The organism is Polaromonas sp. DSP2-3-2b2, assembly GCF_049895905.1.
In the GTDB taxonomy this organism is placed as follows: domain Bacteria; phylum Pseudomonadota; class Gammaproteobacteria; order Burkholderiales; family Burkholderiaceae_C; genus Polaromonas.
On record NZ_JAFCTH010000005.1, the window covers coordinates 175,999 to 192,673 of the forward strand.

Sequence of the window (16,675 nt, forward strand, 5' to 3'; positions counted from 1 at the left end):
CATGCTTATGAAAACTACTACGACACTTCAGGATGTGACAGACGAAGGAACACCCGTTTCCGTCAAGATACGCGAACGCCTGGTTCAGGCACGCAAGCGTTTTCATGCCAACGACAATATTTCCAGCTTCATCGAGCCAGGCGAACTGGAACGCCTGCTTGACGAGGTGGAGGTCAAGATGCAGGGCGTTCTCGACAGTCTGGTGATCGATACCGTCGGCGACCACAACACGGGCAACACCGCACGCCGGGTTGCCAAGATGTACCTGAACGAAGTCTTCAACGGACGCTACGTAGCAGCGCCTAGCATCACCGAGTTTCCTAATGCCGAGCATCTGAACGAGTTGATGATCGTCGGACCTATTACCGTACGCAGCGCCTGTTCGCATCATTTTTGCCCAGTCATCGGCAAGATATGGATTGGCGTCATGCCCAATGAACATACCAACGTGATTGGCCTGTCCAAATACGCGCGCTTGGCCGAATGGGTCATGGGCCGTCCGCAAATTCAGGAAGAGGCCGTGGTGCAACTGGCTGACCTGATCATGGAAAAAACCCAGCCTGACGGTCTGGCCATCGTTATGGAGGCAAGCCATTACTGCATGGCATGGCGCGGCGTCAAGGACATGGACAGCAAAATGATCAATTCGGTCATGCGCGGCGTGTTTCTTAAGGACCCGACCTTGCGCCGCGAATTTCTGGCACTCATTCCAAGAAAAGGTTGACTCCATGCTGGTTCGTTTGCTTTATGCGAGTCGCGCTGTGGACGTGGGTGACGAAGCCATCTCCAGCATCCTGGCTCACTCCCGCCAGTACAACCCCAGTTTGGGTATTACCGGCATTCTTTGCTACGGTGGGGGCGTTTTTTTGCAAGCCATCGAAGGCGGTCGCATGGCTGTGAGTGAACTGTACGGACACATCCTGAAAGATCAGCGCCACAAGGATGTGGTACTGCTGGACTTTGAGGAAATCTCAGAGCGCCGCTTTGGCGGATGGACTATGGGAACGGTCAATTTGCTCAAGCTGAACCATTCCATCTTGTTGAAATATTCCGAGAAAGCCGAGCTTGACCCCTATGCAGCTTCCGGCAAAGTTTCCATGGCTCTGCTTGAAGAGCTGATGGCGACCGCTTCAATCATTGGTCGCTCCTGAAAAATAGCCAGCGAACCCGTGGGTGCCGATGGGCTACCTAAGCGGCGCAAGGACACGATGGGTACGCCAAGCTTGATTCCTGAACTATTGGTGGGTTGCGATTTCTCCTGTAGTCCCAGCAGACGTAAACCTATCGTGATGGCTTTGGGCACTTCACTGAGCGGACGCGTGCTTCTATCCGGTCTGGAACGCCTCGATTCGCTTCATGGATTTGAGCAGTGGCTGATCCAGGACCGCGACTGGCTTGGGGCGTTTGATTTCCCTTTCGGGCTGCCACGTGAACTGGTGACGCACCTGGGCTGGCCCACCCAATGGATTGCGTCGATGAATCACTATGCCGGTCTGAGCCGGCTCGAGATTCGCAACACTTTTGCGGCTTTTTGCAATGCCCGTCCCATCGGGAAAAAATTCGCCCGTCGTGCCACTGACGGGCCATCCGGCGCCAGTCCATCTATGAAGTGGGTCAACCCGCCGGTGGCCTTCATGCTTCACGCCGGCATTCCACGGCTTGTGGCCGCTGGTGTTCACATCCCCGGCCTTCACCCGGGCGACACCCGGCGTAATGCGCTGGAAGGCTATCCGGGGATGCTGGCACGTGAAGTTTTGGGAAATCGGTCCTATAAAAGCGATGACAGGGCCAAGCAGACGCCCGAGCGGCTTATTGCGCGCAAGGACCTGATCACTGCGCTGGAGCATGGACAACTGCGCCTTGGTCTGCGCCTGAAGGTCAGCCATGCTCAGCGCGATGCCTTGGTCGATGATGGAAGCGGCGACAGTCTGGACGCTGTGCTCTGTCTGATGCAGGCTGCTTGGGCAGCGCAACAGGGCGCGCCTGGATATGGCTTGCCTGCCGACATGGATGCGCTGGAAGGGTGGATCGTGACGGCCTAAGTGTCCTGATGACTGGAGCAAGATGATCGCGTTGCATCGGTTGCTTATGCTGATAGCAAAGTCAATCCGCCGCACATGCTTTTTTAATCAACGAAAAGGTTATTTCATGAGAAAAATACGTTCGCAAACCGTACAAGTTGCTTTTTTTAGCCCGAAAATCCGCGTCTTCGCTGTCGCATCGCTGGGGATTGCAATGGCGCTAAGTGGCTGCAATAAGCCCGACGACATTCAAACCCCTGGTCAAAAACTTGACTCGGCGATTGGCAAGACGGAACAAGCTGCAGCTGAAGCAAGACTGCAGGGCGAGCAGTCAGGCGCCGACGTGAAGGCTAAAACTGAGGAAACCTTTGCCAAGGCAGGTGCGGCACTGAAAAACGCCACCGAAAATGCCGAATCCTCAGCCAAGGCTGTTGCCGACAAAGCCATCAACAAAATCGATGACATGGCAATAACGACAGCCATTTCAGCGGAGTTGCTGAAGGACGCGGAAATCAAACTTTTTAAAATCAATGTCGATACAAAGGGCGGGGCAGTGGTTCTGAAAGGTAGTGTGCCAACAGACGCTGTGCGCGAAAGGGCTGCCGCGATTGCAAAAACGTTTAGCGGCGTTCAGTCGGTAGACAACCGGCTGGTTATCAAGGCCAAATGACTTCGTCCGCTGCCGCTGCATGATCGTTCGGACTGATCGCACCTTCTGACATTGTCGGAATGAGGATGTTGCTGCAAGCATACGCCGTTCATCTGAGAACAAAAAAAAGCAGGCGCGAAGATGCTTCGCTGCCTGCGTTTTTTCGCCGCCTTGAAAAGGCAGCGTGGTCGAATCCGAAAATCGATTAAGGACGAACGACGATATCGTTGCGGACGCTCCGCACGTTTTTCACGCCACGGGCAATGTTTTCGGCTTGCATCTTTTCAGCGCCTGATTTGGCGAAACCCGACAGTTGTACGGTTCCATTGAGCGTTTCGACGCTGATGGATGTTGCTGAAACAGTCTTGTCTTCGGCCATCTTTGCCTTGACAGACGTCGTGATGGCCGCATCATCAACATAGGAACCGACGGTCTCCTGGCCGCGTCCCACAGCGCAGCCGCTTCCGATAATGGTGATGCCAGCCAAGGCTGCGAATGCAATTGCGCGTGCGTATTTCATAGGGTTTCCTCTTCGAGTTGATTTGTTTAGATTAGTGCAAAGTTTAAAAAGCCTGTCGATTAACGGCACCACGCCTATCGACCAGCACCTGGAGATTTAAAGATCCAGCCAGTCTTTGAGTTCGTCAGCATGCTCTTCTTCGTCCGCCAGAATGTCTTCAAGCATTCTGCGTGTTGTAGGGTCTTTGTCGGCAAGCAGTGAGATCATCTGACGATAAGACTCCACGGCAATCCGCTCGGCGATCAAATTGACCCGGACCATGGTTTTCAAATCATTGGATTCATCATAGTCCGCGTGGCTGCGCTGCAAAAGGGTGGCGGGCGAAAAGTCAGGCTCGCCGCCCAATTGCACGATGCGCTGGGCAATACGGTCAGCGTGTGCAGACTCTTCATTGGCATGCACCATGAACTCGTCAGCGATCCGGGGTGAGGAAAGACCGCTGGCCATGAAATGATGCCGCTTGTAACGCAGCACGCATACCAGTTCAGTCGCCAGGGCATCGTTCAATAGCTTGACAATAGCTTCGCGATGCGGTCCGTAGGCGGGTGTGATTGCACCTTGGTCAAGGCTGGACCTCACGGCTTTGAGTGCCGATTCGTCAAGGCTCAGTTCATTGGCGGAGTTGGTCATATCGTTCATAGTGTTGTATCGGCGTTTCTAGAAGGCCGGATGAAAGAAGACAGCATCGTGAACAGAGTGTTCGACAAGCCTGAGGATTTGATGGCTGCCACCACCAAAGTACCCGCAGAAATCATGCGCCACGGCCTGACAACCACCAATGCGGCGCCTGCAGCAACAGAAATGCCGAGCAGATTAAAAGGGTGGGCTCTTGCGTAATCATTCAAAAGAGGGCGGGCGAGTTCTACTGCCGCACTTGCAGGATGGCGGTGCCACCACATGCGAGCCGCATACTTGATTCTGCTCGAGACACCGTGTTCGGGGTAAGCCACGCCTGAGCCTGCTACTTCGTTGACCGCATCGCTGTCGCTGTCAAACCGCTCCTCGACGTCTCGATGGTGCCGGTTCATATGCCTGACGATGGCCTTACGGCTGATAGCCAGGCGCTCTTGTGGGGTAAGTTCTACAGGAAGAGAGGCCATACCGGGTTCTTTTGATGACGTAATTCAGGAGACGGTACGTAATGCCTGCGCATCGCTGTCAATCTGGGCTTTCAGCTCTGGAAAACTCTCACTCTTCGAGGGCTTCATGGCCATCACGGCGGCGATAACTGCAAGTATCAGGGCCACGCCGGGTACAGCCACCAGCATCCAATGAAACTGGTTTTGTAAAAAGCCCAGCATTATAGCTATTCCTGCTAGCGCAAGAAAAACAGCAAGTGCCAAAATCGCCGCTATTCCTGCCACTGCACGCGCCAGCAGCTCAGAACCCGCGTTTGTTGCTTCCTTGTGGAACAGCGATCCGTACGCAGACAGGTGGTCTATGACCAGATCAGGTCTTTGTACGATCGTTGAAATAAGAGGATGCAGCATAAGTAAAAGGGTAAAAGGGCGGGGGCGTCAGCGGTAAGCAGGCACTGTCAGCAGGAAAGTTTTAATAGCGATTGTGATTGCGGTTGCGTGAACTCGAAACCAGCAATGCAACTGCTGCGCCAACCGCTGCGGCGATGAGCACCGAACGCATGGGTTGCTCGGAAACATAACGGGTGGTGGCATTTGCGGCATGCTTGAATGATTTTTCAGCGCGTTCTTTGGCTTCTGAAGCCATGTCCAAACTCTGACGGGCCATTTTTTGTGCCTTGGATGCCAGCATTTCAACCATTGGGTCGACGCTGCCACGCAACTCGCGAACCTTGCTTTCGGCCCTGTCAAGGGCTTGGTTGGCGTGCTCGCGCGTTGCCTCAATAGCCTTGCCCGCTGAATTCATCATGTCATCCGAAACTTTTTGCATTGCAGGAACTGCGTCGCGTGCCATGTTCGAGGGGCTGTTTGTGTTCATATTTTTTTTCCTTGGTGAATAAATGATGAAAAACGGTATGTGAAAGCAAGCGCTTTGGAACTGCTGTTCACTTAGGCTAGTTTTTTCTGATCAAGCTTAGAACAAAACTGACGATAGCCATGATAGCGAACAGAAAGAAAAGAATTTTGGCTATTTCCACGGCGCCCGCTGCGATTCCACCGAAGCCAAAAACTGCAGCGATCAGGGCGATCACCAAAAAGACAACGGAGTAGTGCAGCATTTGATTTTCCTAGTGGTAGCTTGGCACATGAAAAGTGCTTCTTGACTACCTAGGAGTAGCTTGGCTCCAAGGGTAGGTTTCTCCCATCGGCTTTGGACCTAAACCCCTGTCAGGGTCTAGGTTAATGCCCTGTAGGAAAAGGATGACATTTTGTAACGCACGGCTTGGCCTTTCGAGAACTTGACACTCAAGCGATTCTTCCTCTGGTCCATCAGTGCAATTTGGGCAGCACCGCACCGACCTGAGTGCCCCTGTTTTCCGCGCTGGCTACTGTCAGTTTTCCACCGGCAGCTTCTACCCGATGACGCATGCCGGCGAGGCCGTGGCTCCCGGGGCCGATGCTTTCCAGTTTGAAGCCCTTGCCGTTGTCTTTCACATCCACAGTGATGAAGTTGTCAAAGTTGTGCACGCTGATTTCCACTTGGGTGGCACTGGCATATTTGGCAATATTGGTCAACGATTCCTGGACCAGCCGGTAAACGGTCAATTGCGCTGATCCACCGAGTTCGACGGTTTCCAGGTCGGTGGTGATCGACAGCCCTGACCGTTCCTCAAATTCTCGCGCCAGAATCTCAAGTGATGCCACGAGGCCCAGATGGGAAAGTGAAGAAGGTCGAAGGTCTTCAACAATCCGTCTTTTCAAGGCAATGCCGGTGTTGAGCGTGTTGGTCAGGTGCTCAAGTCGCTCTGAGGCTTCTGGCAGGTTGTCGGCAAGCCGGGATTTGAGCCGTGCCACATCGAGCTTGGCTGCAGTAAGAAGCGCGCCGAGTTCATCGTGGAGTTCTCGCGCCAGATGGCCGCGTTCATCCTCACGTACGTTTTGAAGATGGGTAGCCAGTTCTGCCAGACTTGCCGTGCGCTCCCTGACCTGTTTTTCCAGCAGGTCCCGCTCACGCTCGAGCGTCTCCTGCTCGCGCTGGCCTGAGGCCAGCAGCGCCTTGTTTTGCATCAGGTACATGTAGAAAGCAAGTAATCCGACAAGTGCAGTTGTGGCTATGCCTATGCGAGAAAGCTGCAGGGCTTTCCTGACTTGTGCCTGGCCTTGCTCCGTCTGCTGAACGCTGCTGGCAGACAGCTTGTCCGATTGATTCCGGATGGCTTCCATCTCTTCTTTGCCTACGTCGGTGGTCAGCACAAACTTCCAGCCATCATCATTGCCCTCTTTTCGCATGCGCACGCTCAGGTCCATCTCCGCCATCTTGCGTGACACGTGACGCGACAAGGCGTCGAACTCGCCGATCAACGCTGGCTGTGAAACAAAAATCTGCTGCAAAACGTTGAGGTTCTCAGTAATATTGCCTACGACAGCCCTGTATGGCTCCAGATAGCGTGGATCGCCTGTCAGCAGGTACCCGCGCTGTCCGGTTTCCGCGTCCAGCACCTGACGCACTAGACGGGTGATGGCACTGCGTGTCTGCTGAGCCTTCTCCATGTTTTCGACTGCCTTGGTTGATTGTTGAAAACTCGCTTCGTTGATGAAAATCATGAACGTAGCCGCCAGAATGGCCAGAGGCAAGCTGATGGCGGTTTTCAACGCAGCAAATTTTTTCAAGACTAACTCCCGTTCGGTACTGGTATGGACGACTCATCAATAATGAGCAGTGATAATCAAGACAGCTGTTTTTGCCTCGGCGCTGCCTTTTGGCAGCCTGGCCAGGCGGCACAGGTTTTATAGAAAGATAGCGACATGATAAAAATTGGAATTGTGGATGACCATGCCATTGTGCGGTCGGGACTGAAGCAGTTTTTTTCGGATCAGGTGGACTTGCGTGTTGTCGGTGAAGCGGCAAGTGGGCGTGAGGCGATTGACCTGGTTCGCAATGTTGAGTTGGACATTCTTGTCATGGACCTGTCCATGCCGGGCCAGAGCGGAATTGATGCGCTGGCCATGATCCGGGCGAAGGCACCCGATGTGGGAATCTTGATCCTGAGCGGCTATCCGGAAGAACATTACGCGGTCAACCTGATTCGTCAGGGCGCTAGCGGTTATCTCAACAAGGAATGCGATCCTTCCGAGATTGTCGATGCCATTCGCGTGATTTCCCTGGGTAAGCGCTACATCACGGCTGCTGTGGCTGAGTTGCTCGCTCAACAATTGAATCGGCCAAAAGACGTGGCCGCGCACGAGCAACTGTCGGAGCGTGAATTCCAGGTTTTCCTCAAGCTTGCCAAAGGAGAAACGGCGGGCGATATTGCCAAGGCGCTTTCGCTTAGCGTCAAAACGGTTAGCACTTACCGTACCCGGGTGATGGAAAAAATGAGTCTGGCCTCCAACAGCGACCTGACCTATTACGCCTTGAAAAACAAGCTGATCGACTGAGATACTGAGCACGTCGATTCGTTCTTTTTCCGATGCTGGCCTGCCAGCGAACAAATTGGTTTCCTGCGGGACTCAAGCTTTGGGAAGTTCAGAAATTCATCTGGAAACTTAGGAAACTTAGTTTTTTCCTACAAAGCTGCTGTTTTGTTGCAAGCAGTAGTTTACAAGCGCATCAATTTCGTTTGATTTGTCAAATACTGCGTCAACTCCGAGTTGTGCGCACCGTTGGCGAATATCGGCGGTGGCGTAATTGCTCAGGACCACCACTTTTTGCGTTGACGGGCGGTCCTGGCAAGCCGCCAGCACGCCCAAGCCGCTGCCTTGTTTCAAAAACAGGTCGACGATCGCCAGATCCCATTCCTGCCGGTTGGCGTTCAGCCAAGCCTTGCCGTCGTTTTCGGTTTCAGCCGTTCCCACCGCAATCACACAAGCGAGTTCCTCCAGCGTACCAATCAGATTCTCGCGAATGGTCGGGTTGTCTTCGACGATGTATGTTTTCAATCTCACGGCTCATATCCAGTTAACGTAGGCAGGACTTCGGTGTGAGTTGCGAAAAGCCCGCCAGTGCGGCCAGCAAGAGCCGGAAATGCCAGCTTGTCTTGTTTCCTAATGTATCTTCAAGTTGATGCACGATTGTGCCAGCGGCATTTGTTTGTATTTGTAGGGGTTTTTCGACGATTGAGCGTCAAGATCATGTAGGCACCTGCCGACAGGCTTTCATCGCATTTGCCGACTGCCCAAAAACCTGTATCAGCATGATAGTCAAGCTGCCTATTCAGGTGCCTTTGCGCCTGTTGGTCACCATATTTCGTGCATTGTCAGCCATCGCCCGCTGGGTTTGCTGAACGGCTGCTCCTCTTTACCAACGCATGAAAAATCCCCTCATCAAATCTCCAGCCCTTCGTCATTGGATGGCTAGCACAGGCATTGTCTTGATCTTGCTGGTGCTGGTTATTTCCTTCTTTCCTTGGGATTCACTGCGTGGCCCCATCAACCGTTATGTATCAGATCAACTCGGAAGGCGCTTCGAGATTACGCGCCATCTTTCAGTAAACCTGGGTCTCACCACCACGGTGAGCGTTGAAGGCATTGAAATTGCAAACCCCGAATGGGCGCATGATCCCTATCTGCTCAAGGCTACTGCTGCGGAATTTGACATCAGCCTGCTGCCGCTGATGGCCGGAAAAGTCGTGCTGCCGAAAATCACGCTGACCGAGCCCCGGATGGGTCTACAGATCGAACCCGATGGCCGAAGGACGTGGGCATTTTCGCGGGACACGTCAGAGAAAGGAACGGCACCGCAAATCGGCTCTTTTGTAGTGGACCAGGGAAGTATCAGTTATCTTGCCAAAGCCCAAGGTGCCGATCTCGATGTCCAGTTTTCATTGGCATCCGAGTTCGGGAACGACTTGCCTTTGAGCTTCAAGGCGACCGGGCGATGGAATAACGACGCCTTCACAGCCAATGGACGCACCGGCGGCGCTTTGGAGTTCAGCAGGGATTCCCAGGCTTCCTTTCCTGTCGAAGTCAATGCCGTCGCCGGAAAAACCCGCCTCAAGGCAAAAGGCTCGGTTGCTGATCTTGCCAACCTGGCCGGCATTGATGCAACTTTTGACCTGCAGGGTGAAAATCTCTACGATCTGTATGGCTTGCTCGGCGTCGTGCTGCCTGCCACGCCACCTTACAAGCTCCGTGGCAAGCTGGAGAAGAAAGACAAAACCTGGGCTGTCAGCCAGATTCAGGGCCTGCTTGGCAAGTCTGACCTGAGCGGCTCCCTGAGTTTTGACCAGTCTTCGGCGGTTCCGCTGCTGACAGGCAAGCTGCAATCAAAGGTCATGGATTTCGTGGATCTGGCGCCGGTCATTGGCATCACGCCTTCTAGCGGTTCAACGCGCAAGGCAAATTCGGCTGACGCTTCAACAGGCCGCAAGGCGGCGCCCTCGACTGCCAGCAAGAAAGCTTTGCCCACCGGAACCGCGCCGGGCAAGGTGCTGCCGCGCACGCCACTGGATGTGACCAGGCTCAAGGCCATGAACGCCGACGTGACTTACTTTGCAGCCGATATCCGGCATGTCAAGGAATTGCCACTCGACAAAGGTTCCGTTCACGTCAAGCTCAATGCCGGTGTTTTGCAACTGGAACCCATTTCGCTGGGCGTCGCCGGGGGATCGGTGGCGGGCACCATCCGTATTGACTCGACCGTTGCGCCAGCGGCCATCACCACCCGGCTGGATGTGCGCGCCTTGCAGCTGAACCGGCTGTTTCCAGCGGTGGAAAATACCAAGACCGGCTTTGGCAAGTTCAGCGGACAGTTCAATCTGGCAGGCCGCGGCGATTCGGTGGCGCAAATGCTGGGCTCAGCCTCGGGTGACGTGGCAATTCTCATGGGCAAGGGCAAGATCAGCAACATCCTGCTTGAGTTCATGGGCCTTGATGGCGGTGAGGTGATCAAGTTTCTGGTGCGAGGCGACAACACCGTTCAGTTGCGTTGCGCGGCAGCAGCTTTTGACGTGAAACAGGGTTTGATGACCAGCCGGGCCATCGTCCTCGACACCAGCGATACCGTCGTCACCGGACAGGGGCAGATCAGCCTGGCCAACGAAACGCTCGATATCCTGTTCAAGCCGCAGCCCAAGGATATGAGCATCCTGAGTCTGCGTTCGCCGCTTCGTATTGGTGGGACCTTTGCCAACACGACAGCAGGACCGGAAACCTCGGCACTGGCGGGACGCGTTGGCATTGCGCTGGTTCTGGCTGCCATCAACCCTTTGCTGGCGCTGGCGGCGACGATTGAAACCGGGCCGGGCGAGGATGCCGACTGTGGCGCAGTTCTGTCCAAGGCCGCACAGCCCGCAGCCGCAAACGGCAATAAGTAAGTTTGCGTGGCTGCAGGATCAGCGTTTTGCTTCTAGACCGTCAAATTTTGCTGTCAGTAATAGTTCCGCAGACTGGGCATGACTTATTGCGTACCAGCGTCATCTGATGCCACTCCATGCCCCTGCCATCGAGCATCAAGAGCCGTCCTGTCAAGGCCTGCCCGATGCCGCACAGCAGTTTCAAGGCCTCGGCCGCCTGCGTGGCGCCCACGATACCAACCAGCGGCGCAAACACGCCCATGTTGGCGCAGCGGGTTTCTTCCGGCAGGTCTGATTCGGGAAAAATGCAGGCGTAGCATGGGGACTCGGGAATGCGGGGATCAAAGACCGTAACTTGACCGTCGAACCGGATGGCCGCGCCTGAAACGAGCGGCTTGCAGTGCCTGACGCAGGCCCGGTTGATCGCGTGCCGGGTTGTGAAGTTGTCGGTGCAGTCAAGCACCAGGTCCGCCTGAGGCACGAGTTGGTCGAGGAGTGCATCGCCTGCCCTTTGCGCCACCGGGACGACTTCGACATCCGGATTCAGGGCGGCGACTGCCTGGACTACCGACACCGCCTTGAGTTCGCCAATGCGCGCCACCGTGTGGGCAATCTGGCGCTGCAGGTTGGTGGCATCGACACGGTCATCGTCAACCACCGTGATGCGTCCAACGCCGGCGCTGCCAAGATAAAGCGCCACCGGCGAGCCCAGCCCGCCCGCGCCAATGACCAGTACGTGGGAGGCAAGGAGTTTTTCCTGGCCTTCAATGCCTATTTCGTCGAGCAGGATATGCCGTGAGTAGCGAAGCAGCTGTTCGTCGTTCATGATGCTGGGCAATTCTAAAATAGGCCACCGAAAGTCAAGGCGTTCGGGAGCGAGACACCGCAATCGATGAATTATGGGGAGAGCATATAAAGCAAAGCCCGTCCGGAAACGGACGGGCTTTGCTTGAAACGGGCGAACCAGCCGCCTAGTTTTCTTTTTTCTCGTTCTTGGGTTCGACCACTGCTGTCTTGCTGACAAGCACCGGACGCCCTTTGAGCTGGTTGATGGCCTGGGCCAGCTGGAAATCCTTGTCACTGCCCAGTTCGGGCGGGCGACGCTGCTCAGGCGTTTTCTTGGCTTCTTCCTCAAGGCGCTTGAGCGCTTCTTCCCGGGCTTTTTCACGACCGGGGTCCTTGACTTCAGTGCCCTGGCCACTGTTCAGGTGCTTTTCCAAGTCGGCCTCACGGGTGCGCAGCGCGGCAAAAGGACTGCCTTCGGCCGTTTCGTCGATCATCACGTCTGGCACGATGCCGCGCGCCTGGATCGATTTGCCGCTTGGCGTGTAATAGCGTGCCGTGGTCAGCTTGATGCCGGTGTCAGGGCCCAGCGGCCGAACCGTCTGCACCGAGCCCTTGCCGAAGGTCTGGGTGCCCATGATGGTGGCGCGTTTGTAGTCCTGCAGCGCGCCGGCCACGATCTCGCTGGCCGAGGCTGAACCTTCGTTGACCAGCACCACCAGCGGCACGTTCTTGAGGGCCGCTGGCAGACGCTTGAGCGGGTCCGACCCGTTGCGCCTTTGGTAGAACTCTGGCGAGGCCTTGTAGACCGACTTGCTTTCGGCCAGCTGGCCGTTGGTGGAAACCACGGTGACGTTTTCAGGCAAAAAGGCCGCCGACACGGCCACGGCAGCGTCCAGAAGGCCGCCCGGGTCGTTGCGAAGGTCGAGCACCAAGCCCTTGAGCTTGGGTTCCTGCTTGTAAATCTGTTCAATTTTGGTAACGAAGTCGTCCACCGTCCTTTCCTGGAACTGGCTCAGGCGAATCCAGGCATAGCCCGGCTCGATCACCTTGCTGCGAACCGACTGGGTGCGGATTTCCTCGCGCGTGATGCTGACCGGAAAAGTGCGGCTTTCGTCCTTGCGGAAAATCGTCAGCATCACCTTGGTCTGCGGCTCGCCGCGCATTTTCTTGACAGCGTCATTCAGGCTCAGGCCCTTGACCGCCGTGTCATCGATGCGAGTGATCAGGTCATTGGGCTTGAGACCGGCGCGGTCGGCGGGAGAGCCTTCAATGGGCGATATCACCTTGACCAGCCCGTCCTCCTGGGCGATTTCAATGCCAACGCCCACGAACCGGCCTGAGGTGCCTTCGCGAAATTCCTTGTAGGTCTTTTTGTCGAAATACACGGAATGCGGATCGAGGCTGGCGACCATTCCCGAGATGGCATCGGTGATCAGCTTCTTTTCGTCCACGGGCTCAACATAATCGGTCTTGACCATGCCGAAGACCGCCGCGAGCTGCTGCAGTTCTTCAAGCGGCAACGGTGCCATGCCCGCACGCGCAACCGCTTGCAGTTGCACCGTGGTGAGGGCGCCTGCCATCGCACCGATTGAGATCCATCCTGCAATTTTTAGCTTCTGACCCATGAGATTTTCCTAAGCCTGTTAAAGAAGCCGGCGCTCCTTTTTTGTGAGGAGCAATATACACCTTCGATACATGCGCGTCCCTGCGGTTCCGTGAACGGCGTGCCAATGACAACTAAATGTAGGGAAAAATGCGCCTTTTGCAAGTCGCTGAACGCATCATTGCAGACAACCGGCGCCATGGGGCTGGCCAAGGGCATTGCTAGATCTGTTTCTTCGTCCGCCAAGCAGTCCATCATTCAGCCGGCCTGGCGGTTCATCATGCCGAAACGGCCTTGCCTTGCGCGCCAACGGCCGCTGCGGCCTTGGCGGCGGCTTCGCTGTCGCCCAGGTAATAGCTGCGCAGCGGCTTGAGGTTCTCGTCCAGTTCGTAAACCAGCGGAATGCCGTTGGGAATGTTCAGGCCCACGATCTCGCTGTCGGAAATATTGTCGAGGTATTTCACGAGGGCGCGAATCGAGTTGCCGTGCGCGGCCACCACCATGCGCTTGCCGGCCTTGATGGCGGGCGCCATGGCTTCATTCCAGAAAGGCAGGACGCGCTCGACCGTGTCCTTAAGGCATTCGGTCAGCGGCACCTGGCCCGGCAGCAGCCCGGCATAACGACGGTCGCCGCGCTCGCTTCTGGAGTCGTCAGCTGCCAGCGGTGGCGGCGGCGTGTCGTAGCTGCGGCGCCAGACCAGCACCTGCTCGTCGCCAAACTTCTTGGCGGTTTCGGCCTTGTTCAGTCCCTGCAGGTCGCCGTAATGCCGCTCGTTGAGCCGCCAGCTGTGCACCACCGGCAGCCAGGTCTGGTCCATCTCGTCGAGCACATGCCAGAGCGTGCGGGTGGCGCGCTTAAGCACGCTGGTGTAGGCCACATCAAAGTCGTACCCCTCGGCCTTGAGCAGCTGGCCGGCATTCCTGGCTTGGGCAATCCCGGTTTCGGTCAGATCGACATCGGTCCAGCCGGTAAAGCGGTTGTCCAGGTTCCAGGTTGATTCGCCGTGGCGGATGAGCACGAGTTTGTACATGGTGATGAAATTTCGAAAGAAATGAAAGGCGAAAAGGTGAAATTTAAAGGCCGGCCTTAAGGCGAACTTGTGCCTCCATTCTAAAATCACCCTTTGAGTAAAAAACATACAAAGGGTTTACGTGAAATTTCTGATCGATAACTGGATGCTGATTTCGATAGCCATTGCTTCGGGCGGCATGCTGGTCTGGCCGTTGATTGCTGGCAGTATGAATGCCGGAGCACTGAACGCCAGCGGGGCCGTGCAGCTCATCAACCGCGAAAAGGCCGTGGTGGTGGACGTTTGCGAGCCTGCCGAATTCGCCGCCGGACATGTGACCGGCGCCAAAAACATACCGCTGGGCGAGCTCGAAGCCAAGCTGTCCGGCGCGGTCAAGAACAAGGCCTTGCCCTTGATTCTTGTTTGCGCGAGCGGCGCGCGTTCCGGCCGGGCCGTGGCCATCGCCAAAAAACTCGGCTACGAGCAGGCCCAATCCCTCGGCGGCGGGCTCAAGGCCTGGAAAGACGCTAACCTTCCCCTTGAGAAAGCCTGAGTAGCCGCCTCACTCCCGCCTGCCTGAACGCTGTCGATGTGCAGCGCTGGCATTGACCACCTCCATCGGGCGCCGCGCTCCTGCCGCGACGTCGAAAAACAGGATATCCATGCAAACCGTCAAGATTTACACCACCGGCTCCTGCCCGTACTGCATTCAGGCCAAACAACTGCTCAAGGAGCGCGGTGTCGCCGTGCTCGATGAAGTCCGGGTGGACCTGGTGCCCGGTGAGCGCCAGAAAATGACGCAGATCACGGGCCGGCGCACCGTGCCGCAAATTTTTATCGGCTCCACGCATGTCGGCGGTTGCGACGATTTGATGGCGCTGGACGACCGGGGCGGCTTGATGCCACTGCTCACAGGCGCCGCCTGAGCGCCGCGCCGGCGTTTTTTACGCCGAAGTCCCTGAGATAATCCGCCTCGAACTGCCTGAGCCCAAGTGCCTTTCCTTTCGGATGGCGCAGGGGTTTTCGCATGCCACACGTTTTTTAAGCACTTTCACGAAAGACCACCATGGCCGAAACCAATCTTGACCCCGTATTCCAGATCCAGCGCGTTTACCTGAAGGACATGTCGCTGGAGCAGCCCAATTCGCCAGAAATTCTGCTGAACCAGGAGCAGCCCGCTGTCGAGATCCAATTGGGTGTCGATGCCAAGCCGGTGGCTGACGGCCTGTTTGAAATCACCGTGACCGCCACAGTGCACACCAAGATCGAAGACAAGACCGTGTTCATGGTTGAAGCCAAGCAGGCCGGCATTTTTGAAATCCGCAACGTGCCAAGCGAACAGATGGGCACACTGCTGGGCATTGCCTGCCCGCAAATCGTTTACCCCTACCTGCGCGGCAACGTGGCGGACATCATCCAGCGCGGCGGCTTTCCGCCGGTTCACATGGCCGAAATCAACTTCCAGGCCATGTACGAGCAGCAGCAGGCTGAAGCCATGATGGCCACGCCCGAAGCGGCGCAAATCATCGTCTGATGGCGCAGCGCGTGGACACAGGCAGCGCGCCCCTGCCGGCATGAAGATCGTGGTCTTGGGCGCCGGCGCCTGGGGAACGGCGCTGGCCGTCAATGCCGCAGGCGCTGTTGATGCCGGCGTGGGTCGGCACCAAGTCACGCTGTGGGCCCGCAATTCGCTTCAAGTCCAGGCCCTGCAGGCCGAGCGGGCCAACACCCGTTACCTGCCCGGCATTGCCTTGCCGTCCAGCCTGCGTTTGCAGGGCGGTGACGGGATGTCTTTGGCTCAGGCGGTCAGCGGGCAGGATTTGATCGTTGTAGCCACGCCGGTAGCAGCTGCGCGCAGCATGCTGATGCAACTCCAGCATGCGCGAGTGCCCGTGGCCTGGCTCAGCAAGGGCTTTGAATCGCCGGTTCCGGCAGCACCGGCGTCAGTTGCTGATTCAAAGCCTTTTGGCCTGATGGTGCATGAGGTGCGGGCGCAGGTTGCTCCTGATTTAAGAGCGGGCGTGCTCAGCGGTCCGAGTTTTGCGCTGGAAGTGGCCCGCAGGCAGCCGACGGCGCTGGTGGCCGCCAGCGAACATGCCGAAGTGCGCGCCGCGCTGGTGGCCGCGTTTCACAGCCCCAGCTTGAGGGTTTACGCCAGCGACGACCTGGTCGGTGTGGAAGTCGGCGGGGCTGTCAAGAACGTCATGGCGATTGCCGCCGGGCTGTGCGACGGCCTGCAGCTGGGCCTGAACGCCAGAGCCGCCCTCATCACGCGCGGTCTGGCCGAAATGACGCGCCTGGGCGTGGCGCTGGGCGCGCGCGCCGAGACGTTTACCGGCCTGTCGGGGCTGGGCGACCTGGTGCTGACGGCCACCGGCGACCTGAGCCGCAACCGCAAGGTCGGCCTGCTGCTGGCGCAGGGCAAGACCCTGGGCGAAGTGCTGGCGTCGCTGGGCCATGTGGCCGAAGGCGTTTACTGTGCCCGCACCGTGGTGCAGCGCGCCGCCAGCCTGGGCGTGGACATGCCGATTGCGCAAAGCGTGGTGGCCTTGCTCGATGGCCGGCTCAAGGCCTCCGAAGCCGTCGCGCTGCTGATGGAACGCGAGCCGAAGACTGAACTCGGTTGCTATTAAATATGGGGCTTAGGAACCAGAGCTTATCGACAGCTAAGCTAAGTTCCTATCGTGATTCAGAAAAACCGGTATTTCAGGCAT

General features: G+C 56.7%; 21 protein-coding genes. 10 read left to right on the plus strand and 11 right to left on the minus strand.

Annotated elements, in window-relative coordinates; genetic code table 11:
* Position 1 precedes the first annotated feature (1 nt).
* From folE to ACP7AD_RS06890, 4 genes are read left to right on the plus strand one after another with little or no spacing between them, the layout of a single operon-like run.
* A complete protein-coding gene (gene folE, locus ACP7AD_RS06875; RefSeq protein WP_029525841.1) occupies positions 2-724 on the plus strand; it encodes a GTP cyclohydrolase I in 723 nt (240 codons plus the stop codon).
* A 4-nt stretch (positions 725-728) separates the two neighbouring features.
* Complete coding sequence (locus ACP7AD_RS06880; protein ID WP_426145792.1) at positions 729-1,151, plus strand: BLUF domain-containing protein; 423 nt, start codon at positions 729-731, stop codon at positions 1,149-1,151.
* A gap of 57 nt (positions 1,152-1,208) precedes the next feature.
* On the plus strand, positions 1,209-2,042 hold the full coding sequence (locus ACP7AD_RS06885) for a DUF429 domain-containing protein (protein WP_426145794.1): 834 nt from the start codon (positions 1,209-1,211) through the stop codon (positions 2,040-2,042).
* A 22-nt stretch (positions 2,043-2,064) separates the two neighbouring features.
* A complete protein-coding gene (locus ACP7AD_RS06890) occupies positions 2,065-2,691 on the plus strand; it encodes a BON domain-containing protein (protein ID WP_426166049.1) in 627 nt (208 codons plus the stop codon).
* A gap of 184 nt (positions 2,692-2,875) precedes the next feature.
* Here ACP7AD_RS06890 and ACP7AD_RS06895 read toward each other — a convergent pair whose 3' ends face one another.
* The 7 genes from ACP7AD_RS06895 to ACP7AD_RS06925 form a co-directional block, all read right to left on the minus strand.
* Positions 2,876-3,190, minus strand: coding sequence for a BON domain-containing protein (locus ACP7AD_RS06895; protein ID WP_029525837.1), 315 nt, complete (start codon positions 3,188-3,190; stop codon positions 2,876-2,878).
* 96 nt (positions 3,191-3,286) lie between these two features.
* Entirely contained in the window at positions 3,287-3,829 is a 543-nt protein-coding gene (locus tag ACP7AD_RS06900; RefSeq protein ID WP_426145797.1) for a ferritin-like domain-containing protein, read from the minus strand.
* Complete coding sequence (locus ACP7AD_RS06905; protein WP_426145798.1) at positions 3,826-4,290, minus strand: hypothetical protein; 465 nt, start codon at positions 4,288-4,290, stop codon at positions 3,826-3,828. The genes ACP7AD_RS06900 and ACP7AD_RS06905 overlap by 4 nt, the downstream gene beginning before the upstream one ends.
* A gap of 24 nt (positions 4,291-4,314) precedes the next feature.
* Positions 4,315-4,680 (minus strand): hypothetical protein, encoded by a 366-nt coding sequence (locus ACP7AD_RS06910; protein ID WP_426145799.1) that lies wholly within the window; start codon positions 4,678-4,680, stop codon positions 4,315-4,317.
* Positions 4,681-4,741: 61 nt separating this feature from the next.
* Entirely contained in the window at positions 4,742-5,146 is a 405-nt protein-coding gene (locus ACP7AD_RS06915) for a hypothetical protein (protein WP_426145800.1), read from the minus strand.
* Positions 5,147-5,222: 76 nt separating this feature from the next.
* Entirely contained in the window at positions 5,223-5,387 is a 165-nt protein-coding gene (locus ACP7AD_RS06920) for a DUF1328 domain-containing protein (RefSeq protein ID WP_029525833.1), read from the minus strand.
* A gap of 211 nt (positions 5,388-5,598) precedes the next feature.
* On the minus strand, positions 5,599-6,939 hold the full coding sequence (locus ACP7AD_RS06925) for a CHASE3 domain-containing protein (RefSeq protein WP_426145802.1): 1,341 nt from the start codon (positions 6,937-6,939) through the stop codon (positions 5,599-5,601).
* Positions 6,940-7,074: 135 nt separating this feature from the next.
* Here ACP7AD_RS06925 and ACP7AD_RS06930 point away from each other — a divergent pair, with 135 nt between their 5' ends.
* Complete coding sequence (locus ACP7AD_RS06930; protein ID WP_011800333.1) at positions 7,075-7,707, plus strand: response regulator; 633 nt, start codon at positions 7,075-7,077, stop codon at positions 7,705-7,707.
* A gap of 117 nt (positions 7,708-7,824) precedes the next feature.
* Here ACP7AD_RS06930 and ACP7AD_RS06935 read toward each other — a convergent pair whose 3' ends face one another.
* A complete protein-coding gene (locus ACP7AD_RS06935) occupies positions 7,825-8,214 on the minus strand; it encodes a response regulator (RefSeq protein ID WP_426145803.1) in 390 nt (129 codons plus the stop codon).
* Between the two features lie 362 nt (positions 8,215-8,576).
* On the opposite strand from ACP7AD_RS06935, the gene ACP7AD_RS06940 reads away from it, so the two are divergent.
* Positions 8,577-10,583 (plus strand): AsmA family protein, encoded by a 2,007-nt coding sequence (locus ACP7AD_RS06940; protein ID WP_426166052.1) that lies wholly within the window; start codon positions 8,577-8,579, stop codon positions 10,581-10,583.
* A gap of 40 nt (positions 10,584-10,623) precedes the next feature.
* Here the strand turns inward: ACP7AD_RS06940 and ACP7AD_RS06945 are convergent, their stop codons facing one another.
* From ACP7AD_RS06945 to gpmA, 3 genes are all read right to left on the minus strand, one after another.
* Positions 10,624-11,388, minus strand: a complete 765-nt coding sequence (locus ACP7AD_RS06945) for a HesA/MoeB/ThiF family protein (protein ID WP_426145806.1) — start codon at positions 11,386-11,388, stop codon at positions 10,624-10,626.
* 145 nt (positions 11,389-11,533) lie between these two features.
* On the minus strand, positions 11,534-12,973 hold the full coding sequence (locus ACP7AD_RS06950; protein ID WP_426145808.1) for a S41 family peptidase: 1,440 nt from the start codon (positions 12,971-12,973) through the stop codon (positions 11,534-11,536).
* 256 nt (positions 12,974-13,229) lie between these two features.
* Positions 13,230-13,982 carry a 2,3-diphosphoglycerate-dependent phosphoglycerate mutase gene (gene gpmA, locus ACP7AD_RS06955; protein WP_426145810.1) on the minus strand — a complete coding sequence of 251 codons (753 nt, stop codon included), beginning with the start codon at positions 13,980-13,982 and terminating at the stop codon, positions 13,230-13,232.
* A 121-nt stretch (positions 13,983-14,103) separates the two neighbouring features.
* On the opposite strand from gpmA, the gene ACP7AD_RS06960 reads away from it, so the two are divergent.
* From ACP7AD_RS06960 to ACP7AD_RS06975, 4 genes are all read left to right on the plus strand, one after another.
* The gene (locus ACP7AD_RS06960; protein WP_426145812.1) at positions 14,104-14,514 is read left to right on the plus strand and encodes a rhodanese-like domain-containing protein; all 411 of its coding nucleotides are present in this window, start codon (positions 14,104-14,106) and stop codon (positions 14,512-14,514) included.
* Positions 14,515-14,623: 109 nt separating this feature from the next.
* Positions 14,624-14,887 (plus strand): glutaredoxin 3, encoded by a 264-nt coding sequence (gene grxC / locus ACP7AD_RS06965; protein ID WP_426145813.1) that lies wholly within the window; start codon positions 14,624-14,626, stop codon positions 14,885-14,887.
* A 140-nt stretch (positions 14,888-15,027) separates the two neighbouring features.
* Complete coding sequence (gene secB / locus ACP7AD_RS06970; RefSeq protein WP_426145815.1) at positions 15,028-15,495, plus strand: protein-export chaperone SecB; 468 nt, start codon at positions 15,028-15,030, stop codon at positions 15,493-15,495.
* 40 nt (positions 15,496-15,535) lie between these two features.
* Positions 15,536-16,594 carry an NAD(P)H-dependent glycerol-3-phosphate dehydrogenase gene (locus ACP7AD_RS06975; RefSeq protein ID WP_426145817.1) on the plus strand — a complete coding sequence of 353 codons (1,059 nt, stop codon included), beginning with the start codon at positions 15,536-15,538 and terminating at the stop codon, positions 16,592-16,594.
* The last annotated feature ends 81 nt before the right edge of the window (positions 16,595-16,675 follow it).

Excerpts from the sequence above, each read along its gene's own strand:
- ACP7AD_RS06910 (WP_426145799.1), bottom strand. The coding sequence starts at position 4,680 with ATGCTGCATCCTCTTATTTCAACGATCGTACAAAGACCTGATCTGGTC.
- gpmA (WP_426145810.1), bottom strand. The coding sequence starts at position 13,982 with ATGTACAAACTCGTGCTCATCCGCCACGGCGAATCAACCTGGAACCTG.
- ACP7AD_RS06920 (WP_029525833.1), bottom strand. The coding sequence starts at position 5,387 with ATGCTGCACTACTCCGTTGTCTTTTTGGTGATCGCCCTGATCGCTGCA.
- ACP7AD_RS06945 (WP_426145806.1), bottom strand. The coding sequence starts at position 11,388 with ATGAACGACGAACAGCTGCTTCGCTACTCACGGCATATCCTGCTCGAC.
- ACP7AD_RS06905 (WP_426145798.1), bottom strand. The coding sequence starts at position 4,290 with ATGGCCTCTCTTCCTGTAGAACTTACCCCACAAGAGCGCCTGGCTATC.
- ACP7AD_RS06930 (WP_011800333.1), top strand. The coding sequence starts at position 7,075 with ATGATAAAAATTGGAATTGTGGATGACCATGCCATTGTGCGGTCGGGA.
- ACP7AD_RS06915 (WP_426145800.1), bottom strand. The coding sequence starts at position 5,146 with ATGAACACAAACAGCCCCTCGAACATGGCACGCGACGCAGTTCCTGCA.
- ACP7AD_RS06890 (WP_426166049.1), top strand. The coding sequence starts at position 2,065 with ATGATCGCGTTGCATCGGTTGCTTATGCTGATAGCAAAGTCAATCCGC.
- grxC (WP_426145813.1), top strand. The coding sequence starts at position 14,624 with ATGCAAACCGTCAAGATTTACACCACCGGCTCCTGCCCGTACTGCATT.
- ACP7AD_RS06895 (WP_029525837.1), bottom strand. The coding sequence starts at position 3,190 with ATGAAATACGCACGCGCAATTGCATTCGCAGCCTTGGCTGGCATCACC.
- ACP7AD_RS06950 (WP_426145808.1), bottom strand. The coding sequence starts at position 12,973 with ATGGGTCAGAAGCTAAAAATTGCAGGATGGATCTCAATCGGTGCGATG.
- secB (WP_426145815.1), top strand. The coding sequence starts at position 15,028 with ATGGCCGAAACCAATCTTGACCCCGTATTCCAGATCCAGCGCGTTTAC.
- ACP7AD_RS06900 (WP_426145797.1), bottom strand. The coding sequence starts at position 3,829 with ATGAACGATATGACCAACTCCGCCAATGAACTGAGCCTTGACGAATCG.
- ACP7AD_RS06940 (WP_426166052.1), top strand. The coding sequence starts at position 8,577 with ATGAAAAATCCCCTCATCAAATCTCCAGCCCTTCGTCATTGGATGGCT.
- ACP7AD_RS06975 (WP_426145817.1), top strand. The coding sequence starts at position 15,536 with ATGAAGATCGTGGTCTTGGGCGCCGGCGCCTGGGGAACGGCGCTGGCC.
- ACP7AD_RS06880 (WP_426145792.1), top strand. The coding sequence starts at position 729 with ATGCTGGTTCGTTTGCTTTATGCGAGTCGCGCTGTGGACGTGGGTGAC.
- ACP7AD_RS06885 (WP_426145794.1), top strand. The coding sequence starts at position 1,209 with ATGGGTACGCCAAGCTTGATTCCTGAACTATTGGTGGGTTGCGATTTC.
- folE (WP_029525841.1), top strand. The coding sequence starts at position 2 with ATGCTTATGAAAACTACTACGACACTTCAGGATGTGACAGACGAAGGA.